The organism is Rhizobium esperanzae, from assembly GCF_014197615.1.
Taxonomy (GTDB): Bacteria; Pseudomonadota; Alphaproteobacteria; order Rhizobiales; family Rhizobiaceae; genus Rhizobium; species Rhizobium esperanzae_A.
Window position 1 is genome coordinate 1 of sequence record NZ_JACIFY010000034.1, and the last position, 17,397, is coordinate 17,397.

15 protein-coding genes and 2 pseudogenes are annotated in these 17,397 nt (G+C 62.2%); 11 read left to right on the forward strand and 6 right to left on the reverse strand.

What is annotated here, in order from left to right:
* Positions 1–169: 169 nt before the first annotated feature.
* The 4 genes from GGD57_RS28330 to GGD57_RS28345 all read right to left on the reverse strand — a co-directional run bounded on the left by GGD57_RS28330 (position 170) and on the right by GGD57_RS28345 (position 4,273).
* Positions 170–580, reverse strand: coding sequence for a GFA family protein (locus GGD57_RS28330; protein ID WP_184473484.1), 411 nt, complete (start codon positions 578–580; stop codon positions 170–172).
* A 196-nt stretch (positions 581–776) separates the two neighbouring features.
* Positions 777–2,324: a putative bifunctional diguanylate cyclase/phosphodiesterase gene (locus tag GGD57_RS28335; RefSeq protein WP_184473485.1), complete on the reverse strand. Its 1,548-nt coding sequence runs from the start codon at positions 2,322–2,324 to the stop codon at positions 777–779.
* Between the two features lie 250 nt (positions 2,325–2,574).
* A complete protein-coding gene (locus GGD57_RS28340) occupies positions 2,575–3,042 on the reverse strand; it encodes an RbsD/FucU family protein (RefSeq protein ID WP_184473486.1) in 468 nt (155 codons plus the stop codon).
* Positions 3,026–4,273, reverse strand: coding sequence for an ROK family transcriptional regulator (locus GGD57_RS28345; protein WP_184473487.1), 1,248 nt, complete (start codon positions 4,271–4,273; stop codon positions 3,026–3,028). Before GGD57_RS28345 ends, GGD57_RS28340 begins: the two co-directional genes overlap by 17 nt.
* A gap of 327 nt (positions 4,274–4,600) precedes the next feature.
* Between GGD57_RS28345 and GGD57_RS28350 the strand changes: the two genes are divergently transcribed.
* The 7 genes and pseudogenes from GGD57_RS28350 (at position 4,601) to GGD57_RS28380 (ending at position 11,628) form a co-directional block, all read left to right on the forward strand.
* The gene (locus GGD57_RS28350; protein ID WP_184473488.1) at positions 4,601–5,620 is read left to right on the forward strand and encodes a sugar ABC transporter substrate-binding protein; all 1,020 of its coding nucleotides are present in this window, start codon (positions 4,601–4,603) and stop codon (positions 5,618–5,620) included.
* Between the two features lie 149 nt (positions 5,621–5,769).
* Positions 5,770–6,834, forward strand: a complete 1,065-nt coding sequence (locus GGD57_RS28355; RefSeq protein ID WP_184473489.1) for an ABC transporter permease — start codon at positions 5,770–5,772, stop codon at positions 6,832–6,834.
* Positions 6,835–6,836: 2 nt separating this feature from the next.
* Complete coding sequence (locus GGD57_RS28360; RefSeq protein ID WP_184473490.1) at positions 6,837–7,619, forward strand: ATP-binding cassette domain-containing protein; 783 nt, start codon at positions 6,837–6,839, stop codon at positions 7,617–7,619.
* A complete protein-coding gene (locus GGD57_RS28365; RefSeq protein WP_184473491.1) occupies positions 7,616–8,248 on the forward strand; it encodes a nucleoside triphosphate hydrolase in 633 nt (210 codons plus the stop codon). Before GGD57_RS28360 ends, GGD57_RS28365 begins: the two co-directional genes overlap by 4 nt.
* Positions 8,249–8,320: 72 nt before the next feature.
* Positions 8,321–9,361 carry a dihydroorotase gene (gene pyrC, locus GGD57_RS28370; RefSeq protein WP_184473492.1) on the forward strand — a complete coding sequence of 347 codons (1,041 nt, stop codon included), beginning with the start codon at positions 8,321–8,323 and terminating at the stop codon, positions 9,359–9,361.
* Positions 9,362–9,714: 353 nt separating this feature from the next.
* Positions 9,715–10,891, forward strand: a pseudogene (locus GGD57_RS28375) (GGDEF domain-containing protein).
* 200 nt (positions 10,892–11,091) lie between these two features.
* Positions 11,092–11,628, forward strand: coding sequence for a glyoxalase superfamily protein (locus tag GGD57_RS28380; RefSeq protein ID WP_184473494.1), 537 nt, complete (start codon positions 11,092–11,094; stop codon positions 11,626–11,628).
* Positions 11,629–11,689: 61 nt separating this feature from the next.
* Here GGD57_RS28380 and GGD57_RS28385 read toward each other — a convergent pair whose 3' ends face one another.
* Positions 11,690–12,169: a DUF1772 domain-containing protein gene (locus GGD57_RS28385; protein WP_184473495.1), complete on the reverse strand. Its 480-nt coding sequence runs from the start codon at positions 12,167–12,169 to the stop codon at positions 11,690–11,692.
* A 99-nt stretch (positions 12,170–12,268) separates the two neighbouring features.
* On the opposite strand from GGD57_RS28385, the gene GGD57_RS28390 reads away from it, so the two are divergent.
* The 3 genes from GGD57_RS28390 to GGD57_RS28400 all read left to right on the forward strand — a co-directional run bounded on the left by GGD57_RS28390 (position 12,269) and on the right by GGD57_RS28400 (position 14,674).
* A complete protein-coding gene (locus GGD57_RS28390) occupies positions 12,269–12,925 on the forward strand; it encodes a TetR/AcrR family transcriptional regulator (protein ID WP_184473496.1) in 657 nt (218 codons plus the stop codon).
* Positions 12,926–12,995: 70 nt separating this feature from the next.
* Positions 12,996–13,685 (forward strand): orotate phosphoribosyltransferase, encoded by a 690-nt coding sequence (locus GGD57_RS28395; RefSeq protein ID WP_184473497.1) that lies wholly within the window; start codon positions 12,996–12,998, stop codon positions 13,683–13,685.
* 62 nt (positions 13,686–13,747) lie between these two features.
* The gene (locus GGD57_RS28400; protein WP_184473498.1) at positions 13,748–14,674 is read left to right on the forward strand and encodes a carbohydrate kinase family protein; all 927 of its coding nucleotides are present in this window, start codon (positions 13,748–13,750) and stop codon (positions 14,672–14,674) included.
* 97 nt (positions 14,675–14,771) lie between these two features.
* On the opposite strand, the gene otsA is transcribed toward GGD57_RS28400, so the two are convergent.
* Complete coding sequence (gene otsA, locus GGD57_RS28405) at positions 14,772–16,172, reverse strand: alpha,alpha-trehalose-phosphate synthase (UDP-forming) (protein WP_184473499.1); 1,401 nt, start codon at positions 16,170–16,172, stop codon at positions 14,772–14,774.
* Positions 16,173–16,511: 339 nt separating this feature from the next.
* On the opposite strand from otsA, the pseudogene GGD57_RS28410 reads away from it, so the two are divergent.
* Positions 16,512–17,323, forward strand: a pseudogene (locus GGD57_RS28410) (IS630 family transposase); the annotation flags it as partial.
* Positions 17,324–17,397: the final 74 nt, after the last annotated feature.

The following is a 17,397-nucleotide window of genomic DNA, read 5'->3' on the forward strand; positions in this document are numbered from 1 at the left end:
AATCGATCCATCGCAACCTCCAAATCAACGGAGAGTCCTTGAATCTATTTGACGCAATAAAACAACTGCTTACTCGCCATATGCGATTCCCCTGCTCCTTGTGGGGAGGGGTTGGGGAGGGGTCTTAAATCGCACCGGACCGCCGCGGCCTTGGACCGAGGCTTTCATGTTAAGGCCGGCCGCTTGGACTGCCCGGGAAATGCTCCACCGTTTCCTCAAGCTGTACCCATCCATGTTTCGACTGCTCGAAGACAGACAGGGCAGGCGGGCCGAAGGCCGGCTCGGCGAGGGAGCCGATCGCCACCCCGATCCAGTGTGGCGCGGCATCGGCCTTCCAATAGACGGTCGAACCGCAGGTTGGACAGAAATGCATTCGGACCTGGCGACCGCTGTCGGCTGTGCGAATGAATTCCGTCGACGTTCCGGAGATTTCGACACAGTCGATCGCGTAGAATGCATTGGCGCTGAACGGCGCACCGGTTCGCCGCTGGCACGCGAAACAGTGACAGAGCGCAGTCAGTTGCGGTGGTTCGCTCAGCTTCAATCGGAGAGCGCCGCAGGCGCATTGGGCATTGGCCATGGAAACTCCTCCCGCTTGCGCGGTGAGATGACGTTGAATTGAGGGCTGAAGCGCAGGCCGGAACCGAAAGTCATTGCGGCCGGCATTGCGGAAGGGCTGAGAGCTGATGCAGTGTCAGGCTCGCCGGGTACCAAGGTAAATCGCCGAGGTGCCGAAGTCTAGATCTTTCCGGGTTGGCCTGCCGCAGGTCGCCCCATCAACGGCGTTGTGAAACTTTGACGCCGGCTTTGTCTGCGGTGAGTTCTTCGAGCGGCGCCGGTCTGCCGAGCAGATAACCCTGGCCGATGTGGCAGCCGAGATCCTGAAGCCGCTGGAGCTGGCTTTCCTCTTCGATGCCTTCGGCGGTGATCGTCACGCCAAGTCCGGCGCCGAGAGCGATGATCGCCTTGATCACCTTGTCCTGCTTGTCGTTGGTTTCGAACGAGGAAACGAAACTCCTGTCTATCTTGATCTTGTCGAACCGGTAGCTGGAGAGCTGGGAGAGGCTGGAATAGCCTGTTCCGAAGTCGTCGAGCGCAATCCTGACGCCGGCATTCACCAGATCGTCGAGGACGATGCGTGCGGTGACGGCGTCCTGAATGATGGCGCTCTCCGTCACCTCGAGCTCGACCCTGTGCGTGGGCAGGCCGACATCGCCTAATATCTTGAGAATTCTGAGGCCCAGCAGCCGGTCGCTCAATTGGATCGGAGAAAGGTTGAACGACAGGACAAGATCGTTTGGCCAGGAAAGCGCATCGGTGCAGGCGCGGCGCAGCAGTTGGTCCGTCAGGTCAACGATCAGGCCGGCTTCCTCGGCCACCGGAATAAATTCGTTCGGCGGGATGAATTCGCCGGATGCCGTCTTCCAGCGCGCCAGCGCTTCGAAGCCGATGATCTTGTTCGTCTTCAGGTCGACGAGCGGTTGATAATAGGGAAAGATCTCAGCCTTCTTGATGGCGGACCTGAGATCCGCTTCCACCCGGATGCGTTTCGTCATCTCGTCCTGCATCGAAGCGACGAAGGGCTTCACCAGGTTGCGCCCCTGCTTTTTCGCCACATACATCGCACAGTCCGAATGGCGGATGACCTGCCGGAGGTCATCGCCGTTCTCCGGATAAAGTGCGAAGCCGACGCTGGCGCCGAGGTCGGCGGCGACGCCATTGAATGTGAACGGCTTGCCGATCACGCTGACGATGCGGTTGCCCAAGGCGACAGGCTCGGAATTTCCGCTGCGCCGCGCCAGAACGACGAACTCGTCTCCACCGAGACGGAAAACACGATCACGCGGAAAGAGCGAAGAGAGCCGCTGCGCAACCGTCTTCAGCACCGCATCGCCGTGATCGTGCCCCAGTAGGTCGTTGACCTTCTTGAAGCCGTCGAGATCGATGCTGAACACGGCATAGGTCTCGTGCGCCCTTTGATCGATCATCGCCTGCGCGCATAGGGAATCCAGAAATCTGCGGTTGGGCAGTTCGGTCAGCGTGTCGTGACAGGCAATCCAGTCCACGTTCTTTTCGGCCTGCAGCCTGCGATGAACCTCCCGGGAAAGATCGAGGATCCTGAGCGCCGAATAAATGAGCCCGAGAAACCCGGAAATATTCAGCGCGAGGAGCGCGTGATCCAAGGGATAGTCATGATGCCTCTCGATGAACTCATCCAGGTCTTCATGCCAATGGAAGCTCCAGGACAGCCAGAAGAGAAGCACGAAGATCGCAAGCCAGGCAAGGATCTCCATCTGCGGTCTGGTTGGTCGGATGCGGGGCATATGAACAGGCTCCTGTCGCGTGAAGAGCCATCATGGCCTGCTCGAAGGACCGCATCGCCCCCGATATGTTTCAAGCATTGCAGAAATTGCCGAAACACACAGCGCCAGCAAGTCCGCTAGATTGTTGTGAGCTTCCAAGGTTAATGGCGCGTTGTCCCGACTGGGCGACGGACGTTTCGCTGCGCAAAACGGATAGCTTGTCCGCAATTGGGACGTGGGCGCACCCGCCTTTCGCAGCGAACGACCCGTTCTAATACACGAACGGATCCACCTCGGCCTGCGCGCCCACTTCGGGATAAATCACCCCCTTGCGCAGGATGATATTGGCATAGAGCCGGGGTTCGGCGGTCTGGATCACCGCATGGGCGGTCTTCACCCTGCCGTAGAAATCAGCGCCGATCAGCGGCACCACCTGGCGCTGCGGCTCGTGGCGGGCGCAGCAGGCGATCATCTCCTCATGCACGGGGTCGAGCTTGTCGCGCTCGGCCTTGACGGTCGAGCGGAAGATCGCTTCGGGCACGAAATCGTCGATCGGCAGCACGCTGAGCACGGCGTTGAGGACTGGGATGAGGTGGTGGCCGTCGAGCCGGATCAGCCGGCGGGCATGTTCGACGCCGGGATAGTTGCCGTCGACGATGGCGATCTCGTCGCCGTGCCCCATGGCCCGAAGCGTCGAAAGCAATTCCGGGCTCAACAGCGGGTCAAGTCCTTTCAGCATGGTCTACCTCCTTGAAGAGAACGTTTTGGTCGGTGAGGTAACGTGCAAAGATCGGCAGGCTGGCGCCGCCGATGGCGCGTGCCTGGGCGCCGACCGCACCCTCGATGATTTCGGGCATGACGACGCCCTGCAGGTCGAGCTTGGCGGCTTCGTCGATCGTTGCCTGCACCACGCGGCTGCGCACCCAATGCGGAAAGCCGCCGTCGATGACCGCGGCGCTGAAATCGACGATCGAGGCGGCGGCGACGATCGCCTGCGCCAGCGCCTTGGCGCTGTCCTGGATCCAGGCCTCCATCGGCTCGCCGAAATCCACCCAGTCGTCGGCCGAATACCACAGCGGCTCGGGATCGATGCCGCGCTCGCGCAGCATGTTTTCGAGCACGAAGATCGAGGCGATTTCGAGCAGCTGCTTGGTCTCGCCGTTCTTGCCGCGCACCGGCAACGGCCCGATCGCGCCCGCCGTGCCGGTGCGGCCGGAAAAGATCGCCGAATTCAGCACGATGCCGCCGCCGATGAAGGAGCCGATGAAGAAATAGACGAAGTCCGGATAGGACGGCCCGACGCCGAAGACCAGTTCGGCGCCGCAGGCGCTGGTCGCATCGTTCTGCAGGAAGACCGGATGGGAGACGCGCGCGGCGATATCGGCCTGCAGGTCGACGTCGCGCCAGACCTCCATGGCGCCCGGCGGCGCCCCCACCTCTTCGGCCCAGTTCCAGAGTTCGAAGGGTGCTGCGATGCCGAGGCCGGCAATGCGGTCGCGCTGTTTTGCGTCGAGCCGTTCTTCGATCTCGCGGATGCCGGAGGTCACGAAGGCGAGGATCTCGTCCGGCAGCGGATAGGCATAGGTCTTGTGCAGCTGCATGCGGATGCGGCCGACGAAATCCATCAGCACCAGATCGGCGCTGCGCCGGCCCATTTTCAGGCCGAAGGAATAGACCGCGTCGGGATTGAGATGCATCGGGATCGACGGCTGGCCGACCCGGCCGCGCACCGGCGCGCCCCTCGACAGCAGGCCTTCTTTTTCCAGGACCCGCATGATGACCGAGACGGTTTGCGCCGACAGCCCGCTGCGGCGCGCGATATCGGCCTTCGACAGCGCGCCGTAGAGACGCACCAGCGACAGCACGAGCCGTTCGTTATAGGCCCGCACCCTGACCTGGTTCGCACCGCCGGCCGGATTAAGAATTGGTGGCGGGACCGGTATGTTGGCCGGTCCATCCAAGGACGACATGACCGCTCCTCCCGATCGTTGGCCCTCTGCATGATTGCTGAGATCGGAATCGATCTCAGCAATCATGCGGCAGTTCAAAATGGTACAGCGTCCTTTTGCGCGCCTGTAAAGACGCGCGGCGCTGTACGCCCTAATTCCACGGAGCATGCCACATCGAATTAATAATTCAATTGGATTTATTTATTGACAAGCCGATTTCTTTTCGCTCTTAATTGCCTCGTCAAGGACACGGGACGGCTTTGGAAGCTTAGCGATCCACGGCGAAGTGTCATATCTGAAGATTCCGGCCCCGCAGGGGCGGCGCCGGCAAACTCTGGGAGGAGTTCCATGAAGAAATCTGTTCTCGCTTTCGGCGCGCTGGCGCTCGGCGTCGCTTTCTCCGCTCCGGCGATGGCGGCTGACGTTTCCGCCTGCCTCATCACCAAGACCGACACCAACCCCTTCTTCGTCAAGATGAAGGAAGGTGCGACGGCCAAGGCCAAGGAACTCGGCGTTTCGCTGAAGTCCTATGCCGGCAAGATCGACGGTGACAGCGAAAGCCAGGTTGCAGCGATCGAAAGCTGCATCGCCGACGGCGCAAAGGGCATCCTGCTGACGGCTTCGGACACCAAGGGGATCGTGCCCGCGGTCAAGAAGGCCCGCGACGCCGGCCTGCTGGTCATTGCGCTCGACACGCCGCTCGAGCCGGCCGATGCCGCCGACGCAACCTTCGCCACCGACAACCTGCTCGCCGGCAAGCTGATCGGCCAGTGGGCCAAGGAAACCCTTGGCGACAAGGCCAAGGACGCCAAGGTCGGCTTCCTCGACCTGACGCCGTCGCAGCCGACGGTCGACGTTCTGCGCGACCAGGGCTTCATGATCGGCTTCGGCATCGACCCGAAGAACCCCGACAAGATCGGCGACGAAGACGACAAGCGCATCGTCGGCCATGACGTGACCAACGGCAATGAAGAAGGCGGCCGCAAGGCCATGGAAAACCTTCTCCAGAAGGATCCCGGCATCAACGTCATCCACACGATCAACGAGCCGGCCGCTGTCGGCGCCTACCAGGCGCTGAAGGCCGTCGGCATGGAAAAGAACGTGCTGATCGTCTCGGTCGACGGCGGTTGCCCGGGCGTGAAGTCGGTCAAGGAAGGCGTCATCGGCGCCACCTCGCAGCAGTATCCGCTGCTGATGGCGTCGCTCGGCATCGAGGCGATCAAGAAGTTCGCCGACTCGGGTGAAAAGCCGAAGCCGACCGAAGGCAAGTCCTTCTTCGACACCGGCGTCTCGCTCGTCACCGACAAGCCGGTTTCCGGCGTCAAGTCGATCGACACCAAGGAAGGCACCGACAAGTGCTGGGGCTGAGCCCTGTCTGATTGAAAGAGAAACGGCCGGGGCTTGATCCCCGGCCGTTTTGGACGGACGATGTGCCGTCGCCCCACCGGCTAAGATAACGGGATGAACAGGGTGACGGCCTCCGCGCGGGTTCGGCGCGCGGATGCGGAGGAGGAACCATGACCGGAGCACAGGAATTCGAACGCGTCCTCGACGGCAGCGACAAGAACGTCGCCTCCTTCGAGCACCAGGATGTCTCGCTGATCAAGCGCGCCCAGCATTTTCTGCACTCGACGCCGGCTGCCGTGCCGCTGATCGTGCTGGTGCTGGCAATCATCATTTTCGGGGTCACGATCGGCGGACGGTTCTTCTCGTCCTATACCCTGACGCTGATCCTGCAGCAGATCGCCATCGTCGGCATTCTCGGCGCCGCCCAGACGCTGGTCATCCTGACCGCCGGCATCGATCTTTCGATCGGCGTCATCATGGTGATCTCGGCCGTCATCATGGGCAATGTCGCCATCACCTACGGCATACCGACGCCGATCGCGGTCGCAGGCGGACTCCTTGTCGGTGGCCTGTGCGGCTTGCTGAACGGCTTCCTCGTCGCTTTCATGAAGCTGCCGCCCTTCATCGTCACGCTCGGCACCTGGAATATCGTCATGGCGACGAATTTCATCTATTCCGCCAATGAGACGATCCGCGACACCGACGTCGACGAACAGGCGCCGCTGCTGCATCTGTTCGCCGCGAGCTTCAGGCTCGGCAGTGCCGTGCTGACGCTGGGTGTCATCGCCATGGTGCTGCTCGTCCTGCTGCTCTGGTACGTGCTCAATCACACCGCCTGGGGCCGGCATGTCTATGCGGTCGGCGACGATCCGGAAGCGGCCAAGCTCTCCGGCATCCAGACCAAGAAGGTGCTGCTCACCGTTTACACGATTTCGGGCGTCATCGCCGCCTTCGCCGCCTGGGTCTCGATCGGCCGCAACGGCTCGATCTCGCCCTCCTCGGCGGTGACCGACTATAACCTCCAGGCGATTACCGCGACTGTGATCGGCGGTATCTCGCTCTTCGGCGGCCGCGGCTCCATTCTCGGCACGCTTTTCGGCGCCATGATCGTCGGCGTCGTGTCGATGGGCCTCAACATGCTCGGCGCCGACCCGCAATGGAAAGTCCTCTTGACGGGCGTGCTGATCATCGCCGCCGTCGCCATCGACCAGTGGATCAGAAAGGTTTCGGTGTAATCATGGCTCGCGAACCTCTTCTTACCGCCCGCGGTCTGGTCAAGCGTTATGGCCGCGTCACCGCCCTCGACAATGCCGATTTCGACCTCTATCCGGGTGAGATCCTCGCAGTCATCGGCGATAACGGCGCCGGCAAGTCCTCGCTGATCAAGGCGATCTCGGGCGCCGTCACTCCGGACGAGGGCGTGATCACGCTGGAAAGCAAGCAGGTGCAGTTCCGCTCGCCGATGGAAGCGCGCGAGGCCGGCATCGAGACCGTCTATCAGAACCTCGCTCTGTCGCCGGCGCTGTCGATCGCCGACAACATGTTCCTCGGCCGCGAGATCCGCAAACCCGGGCCGCTCGGCTCGCTGTTTCGCATGCTCGACCGGCCGGCGATGGAAAAGCTGGCGCGCAACAAGCTGACCGAACTCGGCCTGATGACCATCCAGAACATCAACCAGGCGGTGGAAACACTCTCCGGCGGCCAGCGCCAGGGTGTGGCCGTCGCCCGCGCCGCCGCCTTCGGCTCCAAGGTCATCATCATGGACGAGCCGACGGCCGCCCTTGGCGTCAAGGAAAGCCGGCGCGTGCTGGAACTGATCCTCGACGTCCGAGCCCGCGGCCTGCCGATCGTGCTGATCTCGCACAACATGCCGCATGTTTTCGAGGTGGCCGACCGGATCCATATCCACCGCCTCGGCCGACGCCTGACGGTGATCGATCCGAAGGAATACACCATGTCCGACGCCGTCGCCTTCATGACCGGCGCCAAGGCGGTGCCGACGGAGCCCGTCGCCGCATGACGGCTGCAGTCGACGAAATTGCCGGTGAGGTTCTAAATCGCGCCGGCAATGCCAAACGTTTCCTAATCGCCATCGCCGGGCCGCCCGGCGCCGGCAAATCGACAATGGCCGACAATCTCGCCGACGCCCTGAAGGCGAGGGGCGAGAGCGTCGCGGTGCTGCCCATGGATGGTTTCCACATGGACAACGCCATTCTGATCGAACGCGGCCTGCTTGCCCGCAAGGGCATTCCGGAAACCTTCGATGTCCGCGGCTTCCTGGATATCGTCCGCGCGGTTCGCCCCGCAGATCAGGAAGTGCTCGTGCCCGTCTTCGACCGCTCGCGCGAGCTTGCGATCGCCTCGGCCAGGCCGATCGATCCGAAGGACCGTTTCATCATCGTCGAAGGCAATTATCTGCTCTTCACCCAGGGTAAATGGGCCGAACTCGACGGCATCTTCGACTACACGATCATGCTCGCTCCGCCGATCGAGGTGCTGGAAGAGCGCCTTTGGGATCGCTGGCGCGGTTACAAGCTGACCGAGGAAGAGGCGAGCGCCAAGGTCTACGGCAACGACTTGCCGAACGGCCGGCTGATCCTCGAAAACCGCCGCCCGGCCGATGTGACGCTGGAGATCGCGCTGGCGTGATGCCGTGGCGATTGTATTGATATAACGGATGGTGGTATCGAGGCCGCAGACGCATCGCTTCGGAGGCCTGCCATGCAATCGATCACCATCCGCCGCCCTGACGACTGGCACCTGCATCTGCGCGACGGCGCCATGCTGGAAGGCGTGATCGCCGATACGAGCCGCACCTTCGCGCGCGCCATCATCATGCCCAATCTGGTGCCGCCTGTTGTCACCACATCAGACGCCGCGGCCTATCGCGACCGCATCCTCAAGGCGCTGCCGGCCGGCCATCGTTTCCAGCCGCTGATGACGCTTTATCTGACCGAGCACACCAGCCCCGACGATGTCGAGGCGGGTGCCAAAAGCGGCCTGATCACCGCCGTCAAGCTTTACCCCGCCGGCGCCACCACCAATTCGCATGGCGGCGTGCGCGACATGGAAAAGGCGATGCCGGTGCTGGAGCGCATGGCTGGGATTGGCCTGCCGCTCTGCGTCCATGGCGAGGTGACGACGCCCGATGTCGATATTTTCGACCGCGAAGCCGTCTTCATCGACACCGTGCTCGATCCGCTGCGCAAACGCCTGCCCGAGCTGAAGGTGACGATGGAGCATGTGACGACCGCAGACGGGATCGATTACATCAAGGCGGCCAAATCAAATCTCGCCGGCTCGATCACCACCCATCACCTGATCATCAACCGCAATGCCATCCTGGTCGGCGGCATCCGCCCGCATTATTACTGCCTGCCGGTCGCCAAACGCGAGAACCATCGGCTGGCGCTCCGTGCCGCCGCCGTCAGCGGCGATGCCCGCTTCTTCCTCGGCACCGATTCCGCCCCGCATGTCGACCCGCTGAAGGAATGCGCCTGCGGCTGCGCCGGCATCTACACCTCGATCAACACGATGAGCTGCCTTGCCCATGTCTTCGAACAGGAGGGCGCGCTCGACAGGCTCGAAGCCTTTGCCTCGCTGAACGGACCGGCCTGGTACGGGCTTCCACCGAACGAAGAGCGCATCACCCTCTCCAAACAGGCCGAACCGGTCGTCTTCCCCACGAAGATCGAAACCGGCGCCGGCCCGGTGACGGTCTTCGACCCGATGTTTCCGCTGCATTGGCAGGTGGTGGGATAAGGGCGGCCGCAGAGTTTCAAAGCCTGGCGAAGACCCCTCCCCAACCCCTCGCCACAAGGGAGGGCTTAGATGCCGCACCGCCGCATTTCATTTCACCGGTTCATCGCAGAAAGGTTGATGCGTGCGATAGTCGGCCGCTGCGTGTTAGTCCCTCCCCCTTGTGGCGAGAGGTTGGGGAGGGGTCTTCACCGATCTACGAAACCGGCCTATGCCTTGAAGTCGTAGCTGCCACCCGAACATTCGCTTGTGCGGTGCATCATTTTTTAACGGAATGCATAAGACATTCCTCATGACCGATCCCATAGTCTGCCGATCTCACCCGGCGCGGCTGCAGTCGCGGAGACTGAAAAGCAATGATGCTTGACTATAACCCTTTTGCTGGCGCTGGGCGTCTCCACGGCCTGTCTTGCGGCAACGATGATGGGCAGCTGGCTTGTCCGCCGGGCCGAAACCGTACTGCTGACCGCCACCGTCGGCCTGGTCCTCGTCGTCAGCGGCATCTTCGTTTACAGCGCCTATGTGAACAGGCCGGAGCCATGGCTGGGGGTGGGCAATTTCGTGCTGTTCCACGCCGGCTTTGCGACGATCTGGGGTGCCGGCAAACAGTTTCTCACCGGCCGCCTGTCTTTGCCGGGCATTGCGGTCCGGGCGCTGGCGGCAATGGTCTTCTCCGTCGTGCCGATGCTGTCGGGTTATGACGGCCTGGCCTTCATCGCCGACAATCTCGCCATCGCCCTGCTGCTTTTTGCCACTGCCCGGCAATATTGGCTGGCGCGCGCCGAAGCGCCGGCGCCGATCCTCGGCATTGCCGCACTCTATACGCTGACGGGGATCTCCTTCGTTCTCTGCGCCGCCGTGCTGATATCGGACGGCAAGCTGGTGCTGGGCCACGCGCCCAGCAACTGGGCCGAAGATCTCAGTCTCGCTGTCTGCATCGCCGGTATGACCGGGATCGGCGCGCTGTCGCTGGCGCTGCACCAGTGGCGGCTGGCCGCCCGCCACCGTCTAGATGCGATCACCGATCCGCTGACCGGCCTGCTCAACCGCCGCGCCGTCTTCGACCAATATGGCGCGGGCCCGATGGGTGCGACCACCGCCGTCATCGTCTTCGATATCGATCACTTCAAGTCGGTCAACGACCGCCATGGCCATGCCGCCGGCGACCATGTTCTCAAGGTCTTCGCCGGCGAGTTGACCGCCCATTGCCGTCCCGGTGACACCGCCGCCCGGCTCGGCGGCGAGGAGTTTGCGCTGGTGCTGAAGGAGACCATGCCCGGCCGCGCCGAATTGGCGGCCGAGCGCATCCGCGGCGCCTTCGAAGCGTGCGAGATCCCGATCGACGGCGAGATGCTGAAATGCACGGTCAGCGTCGGCGTGGCACCCGGCCGCGCGCAGCCGCTCGATTTCGACGCCATGCTGAGTGCTGCCGATAAGGCGCTCTACGCCGCCAAACGGGCGGGCCGCAACCGGGTCGAGCTGGCCGGCCACCTGCAGGCGGTGCCCGTCGAAGTGTCGCGCACCGCGTCTTGATTCCTGACCAACCCTCTCATAATATCGCCCTCGGCCGGATGCGGCCAGCCGCCCCGCGACGCCCGATGTCTGACTTCGGCGTTATGGTGAATGCATCCAGAACCATCCTTCACATCCCTTGCCGTTTGGCGATCGATGGCGAACGGGTCAGCAGACGCGGGCACTGATCGTCCTGTTTGCCGCCGACGGAAGGATGACATATGCGCGATTTTCGCGATGCCAAACTCTTGGCAAAGACATTGCGGCAGGCTCTCGCCGACCGCGACATTACGCTCACCCACAGCGAGACGCTCGAAATCGTTGCCCGGCAGTTCGGGCTCGAGCAATGGAATATTCTCTCGGCGAAGATCGATGCGGCCGGTGTTTCCCGCTCCACGATCGGCATCGAGCCGCCGACGCCGATCTTCCGCATCTTCTCGGTCGAAAAGGCCATGGAGTTCTATTGCGGCTTCTTGGGCTTCACTCTCGATTGGGAGCACCGCTTCGGCGAAAACTCCCCGCTCTATTGCCAGGTCTCGCGTGACGGCATGACGCTGCATTTGAGCGAACATTCCGGCGACGCCAGCCCCGGCGCCAAGGCCTTCGTCCGCGTCGCCAATGTCCGCGCCTACCACGCCGAACTCGCCGGCAAGGGCTACCGCTATATGAATCCCGGCGTGGAGGAGGCGCCCTGGGGACTTGAGATGATGGTCATCGACCCCTTCAGCAACCGCATCGCTTTTTGCGAGCAGGGGTAGGTGGGTGGTGGCTCCTTCTTCTCCCCAGCGGGGAGAAGAGACGTGTAGCGTGCGCCCCATCCTAGACAATCATCAGCGCCCGCACGAAGGCGACCGAGGCAAGCAGCGAGGCCACGGTGCGCACATGGTTCCACCATGTCCAGTCCCGGAGATAGGTGCTCCAGAGCGCGGCCGCTTCCGTGCCGCCGCTGACCTTATCAAGCGCGTCGTTCATCGGCACGTTGAAGACGATGGTCGAGAGGAAGGAGGCGAAGAGATAGAGGGCAGCACCCGCCAGCATCAGTGCGGAAGCCCCGCCGCGCCAGTTCATCAGCGCCAGCACTGCAATGACGAAGCAGAGGATCGCCGTCGGCACGAAGAGGGCCATGAAGGGCGAGCGGACGATCGTCACGTTGATCGAGTTCATCGCGGCAATGCCCTGTTCGGCCGGGATGCGCGAGAAGGCGGTCATGATGAAGGTCGAGAAGGCGAAGAAGATGCCGGCGACGAGACCGCTGCCGATTGCGGCGGCCACGAGGGAAAGGATGAGGACGATCTGCATGTCGAAACTCCTTCCATGGGTTAAAATAAGAGAAACTCTCTCATTTGCCAAATGAGATAAACTCTCTTATTTTGCTTGTCAACCGTCGAAGGAGCACGAATGTCGGAACAGCCGGTCGCAACGCGCAGGCGCAGTCAGCAGCATTTGGGCCAGCCGCGCCGCATCCCGAGCCAGCAGCGTGGCCGCGAGCGTTTCGAAAAGATCCTCGCCGTCGCCACCGAACTGATCGAAAGCCATGGCAGCGACGGCCTGAAGATGAGCGAGATCGTCGAAAAGGCCGGCCTTTCCTTCGGCGCCCTCTACCAATATTTCCCCGACAAGAGCGCGATCATCCGCACATTGGCCGAGCGCTTCAACGAAGAGGGCAGGCGCTGCGTGGACGTGGAACTGGCGAAGGTTGCCGACGCCGGCGGCCTGCACGGCGCGCTCGCCAATATCGCCGATGAATATTACGCCTTTTTCCGCCGCGAACCCGTGATGCGCGACATCTGGCATGCGACCCATACCGACAAGCTGCTGCAGCAGATCGACGCCGAGGATATGGAATTCCACGCCCAGGCGTTCCTCTCCGTGCTTCTCCGCCTCTGGCCGGAGCGCGACCGCAGCGAGCTTCTGGCGATCGCCCGGCTGACGATGCAGCTGCTTGCCGCCGCCGTGCGGTATGCCGTTTCGCTGGATGCGGCGGAGGGCGCCGAGGCGCTTGCCCTGTTCAAAAAGATGCAGATCGCCGATATCGGCCGTCTGTTGCGGGAATAGGCTCGGCTGCGTCTTTAAACGCGGGCCTCTTGCTGCTATTGCCGCAGGGATCGAAGCGAAGGAGAGCCCGATGATCCAGACCACGTTTCCCGACCGCGCCGTCATGGCCGAACTGGTGGCCAAGATGCTCTGGGAGATCAAGGCGGTGCATTTCAATGCCGCCCAGCCCTACAAGCTCTCTTCCGGCATGGCGAGTCCGGTCTATATCGATTGCCGCAAGCTGCTCTCCTTCCCGCGCATCCGCTCTACGGTGATGGATTTTGCCGCCAGCACCCTGCTGCGCGATGCCGGTTTCGAGCAGTTCGATTGCATCGCCGGCGGCGAGACCGCCGGCATTCCCTTCGCCGCTCTGCTTGCCGACCGCCTCGGCCTGCCGATGATCTATGTCCGCAAGCAGCCGAAGGGCCATGGCCGCAATGCCCAGATCGAAGGCAACATGCCGGAAGGTTCGCGCGTGCTCGTCATCGAGGATCTGACGACGGCCGGCGGCAGCATGTTCAAATTCATCGATGCCGTCCGTGCCGCCGGCGGCATTGTCGATCACGGCATCGCGCTGTTCTTCTACGGCATCTTCGGCGATCAGCGTTTTGCCGACGGCAAAGTCCGGCTGCATCATATCGCCAGCTGGCGTAACGTGCTTGCGGTCGCCAAGGCGCAGAAACTCTTCGACGACAAGACGCTTGCAGAGGTCGAGGCCTTCCTCGATGCGCCGCTCGCCTGGTCGGGACGCAATGGCGGCGTGAGTGAGCTTTCGCTCTAATCGGTTGACAAAAGCTCACTTAATCGGTTGAAGAACATATCAATGCTGTTGGGAGGAATTCGATGATTTTGTGCTGCGGCGAAGCCTTGATCGACATGCTGCCGAGGGACACGACCTTGGGCGAAAAGGGCTTTGCGCCCTATGCCGGCGGCGCGATCTTCAACACTGCCATCGCGCTTGGCCGCCTCGGCATTCCCACCGCCTTCTTCACCGGCATTGCCGATGACATGATGGGCGAAATCCTGCTCGAAACGCTGAAAGCGAGCAATGTCGATTATACCACGTGCGCCATCACGCCGCGCCCCTCGACCATCGCTTTCGTCAAGCTGGTCAACGGCCAGGCGACCTATGCCTTCTATGACGAAGGCACGGCCGGCCGGATGATCACCACGGCCGACCTGCCGGTCCTTGGCGACGATTGCGAAGCCTTGCATTTCGGCGCGATCAGCCTGATCCCCAGCCCCTGCGGCGAAACCTATGAAGCGCTTCTCGACCGCGAAGCCGATCGCCGCGTCATCTCGCTCGACCCGAATATCCGCCCCGGTTTCATCAAGGACAAACAGGCACATATGGCCCGCATCAAGCGCATGGCCGCCAAAGCCGACATCGTCAAATTCTCCGACGAGGATCTCGACTGGTTCGGCCTCTCGGGCGATCATGACACGCTCGCCGCCCATTGGCTCGCCCACGGCGCCAAGCTCGTCGTCATCACCAAGGGCGCCGAGGGCGCCTCCGGCTATACCAGCGAGCGCAAGGTGACGGTGCCGAGCGAACGCGTTGCCGTCGTCGACACGGTCGGCGCCGGCGACACTTTCGATGCCGGCGTGCTGGCATCGCTGAAGATCGACGGGCTGCTGACCAAGCCGCAGGTCGCCAATCTCGACGAAAAGGCGCTGCGCAACGCTCTGGCGCTAGGGGCAAAGGCGGCCGCCGTCACCGTGTCGCGTGCCGGCGCCAATCCGCCTTGGGCGCGGGAGATTGGGCTTTAAGGCTTCCCCGTAAACGGGGCGAAGGGGCTATTGCCGCAGCCAGCCCTTGCTTCGAGGCCTTCGACGACTCATGCGATAACGGGCGGACGCCGATCGATCAGGCGGCTGTCCGGGGAAGCTCGGGAGCGATCACCAGATCCCCCAGGAAGTTTTCGCACCAAAGCGAGACGTCGTGAGAGAGCAGGTGTTCCATCATCATGCTCCAGCGCTCGCGGCGCTCCGCAAGCGACATGGCAAGGCCCCTGGCAAGCGCATTGGCGGTGCCCTCGACATCGTAGGGATTGACCAGCAGCGCGCCCTTCAATTCCCGTGCCGCGCCGGCAAAACGCGATAGTACCAAAACGCCCGGGCGATCCGGGTTCTGGGCGGCGACATATTCCTTGGCGACGAGGTTCATGCCGTCGCGCAACGGCGTGACCAGCCCGATCGTCGCCAGGCGGTAGAGGCCGGCCAGCACGTTGCGGCTGATCGATCGGTTGACATAGCGGATCGGCACCCAGTCGACCGTTCCGATGGCGCCGTTGACGCGGCCCGCCTGTTCGGCGACCATCTTCTGCATATGCTCGTATTCGGGCACTTCCGATCGCGATTTCGGTGTGACCTGCAGATAGGTGACCTTGTTCTGGTAGGCAGGATTGTTGCTGAGGAAACGTTCGAACGCTTCCAGCCGCTGAATGATGCCCTTCGAATAATCCAGCCGATCGACGCCGATGATCATGTCCCGGCCTTCGATGCTGCGCTGGGTCTTCTGCACCATGATATTGTTGGCGGCTTTCTCGGCGAATTCGGCGAATCCAGCGGTCTCGATCCCGATCGGATAGGCGCCGGCCTTGAAGATCCGCCCATGGGAATCGAACAGCCCGTTTCCGAGGTCGTCGCCAATACCCTCTCGTCTGAGATAGCCGGCGAAGTTCTGCAGGTCGTAGTCCGTCTGGAAGCCGACGAGATCGTAATGGGAGAGACCGCGCATGATTTCTTCATGAACCGGCATGGTGACGAGAATGTCGGCCGGCGGCCAGGGAATGTGCAGGAAGAAGCCGATCCGGTTCTTCAGCCCCATTTGCCGCAGTTCGGCCGCCAGCGGAATCAGGTGGTAATCATGAACCCAGATGATGTCATCAGGCTCGATCATCGGCGCCAGCCGGTGTGCGAAGAAACGATTGACGCGGAAATAGCCGGCCATTTCCTTCCGGCCATATTCGGCAAGATCCAGGCGATAATGACAGATCGGCCAGAGAACACGGTTTGCAAAGCCGCGATAATATTCCTCGACGTCGGTGTCGGTAAGGTCGGTCAGCGCATAGGTGATGTTGCCCCTGAGCAGTTGTGACAGCGGCCCGGGTTCTTTGTCTCCACTCGACTCTCCCGACCACCCCATCCAGATGCCGCCGCGCTTCTGCAGCGCTGCCTGCAACGCGACGGCCAGGCCGCCGGCCGCGGCGCTCCCATCCTTGGCGGGCATGGGGACACGATTGGAAACGACGATAAGACGGCTCATGAGCTTCCTTCAGTGACGATGGAACGTGGAAACGCTCTGTGACGAGCGTTTCGGGTATCTCCCGAACTTGGCACGGGCCGTGATCCGGACGCGGGTGGCCCGGTGCAAGCGCCAGCGGAACAATGAAATGGAGCGCGATCCCCGGCATGGAAAGCCATGTCGGCGCACCTGCACTCCGCACAGAATTTGCTTGAATCTAGGGCGATTGCCGCGAATTGAAAGAATTCTTTCTAAGATTTTCTATTAGAGCGGGATTGTTTTAGGCGGAGTCGGGAAGTGGATTCCATTTCTGGTGCAAATCAGATTCACCATTCTGGCCGGTGAAGGAGGCCGGCCTGGATGGCGAGACCTTTTTCAGATGATCTTCGTGAGCGAGTTGTTTGCGCGGTGACGCGCGAAGGGCCGTCGTGCCGCGCCGCGGCAAAGCGTTTCGGCATTGGCGTCAGCACGGCGATCGACTGGGTGCGGCGGTTGCGCGAGACAGGCAGCCCAGCCCCCGGCCAGATGGGCGGGCACAAACGACGGACGATTTGCGGGGAACAGCGGGTCTGGCTGATCGAGCGCTGCCGCGCGCAGGCTTTCACCTTGCGTGGGCTGGTTGCAGAACTGGCGGAGCGAGGCCTAAAAGTCGACTACAGCGCCGTCCGGACCTTCGTGCATGAGGAGGGGCTGAGTTATAAAAAAAGACGTTGGTCGCCAGCGAACGCGAGCGGCCCGATGTCGTCGCGCGACGAACGCGCTGGCTGAAGCATCGCCATCGCATCGATCCTGCCCGTCTCGTCTTCATCGACGAAACCTGGACGAAGACGAATATGGCCCCGCTCAGAGGCTGGGCACCGCGCGGCGAACGACTGCTCGGTCGGGCCCCCTTCGGTCACTGGAACACCATGACCTTTGTCGCCGCCTTGCGCGTCGACCGTGTCAGCGCCCCATGGATCATCGACGGCCCGATCAATGGGGAAAGCTTCCTGATCTATGTCGAAAAGGTGCTGGTGCCCGAGCTCAGGCCCGGCGACATCGTGGTGATGGACAATCTCGGCTCACACAAAGCTGGAGCGATCCGGGCAGCCATCCGCAAAGCCGGCGCCCGACTGTTCTTCCTGCCGCAGTATTCCCCCGATCTCAATCCCATCGAAAGGGCATATTCAAGAAACCTCTCAAAGTGAGTTTCTGTTGATGCCCTATGTTGGCCATAGAGCATTGATATTGCTGGCCCGATGGATGA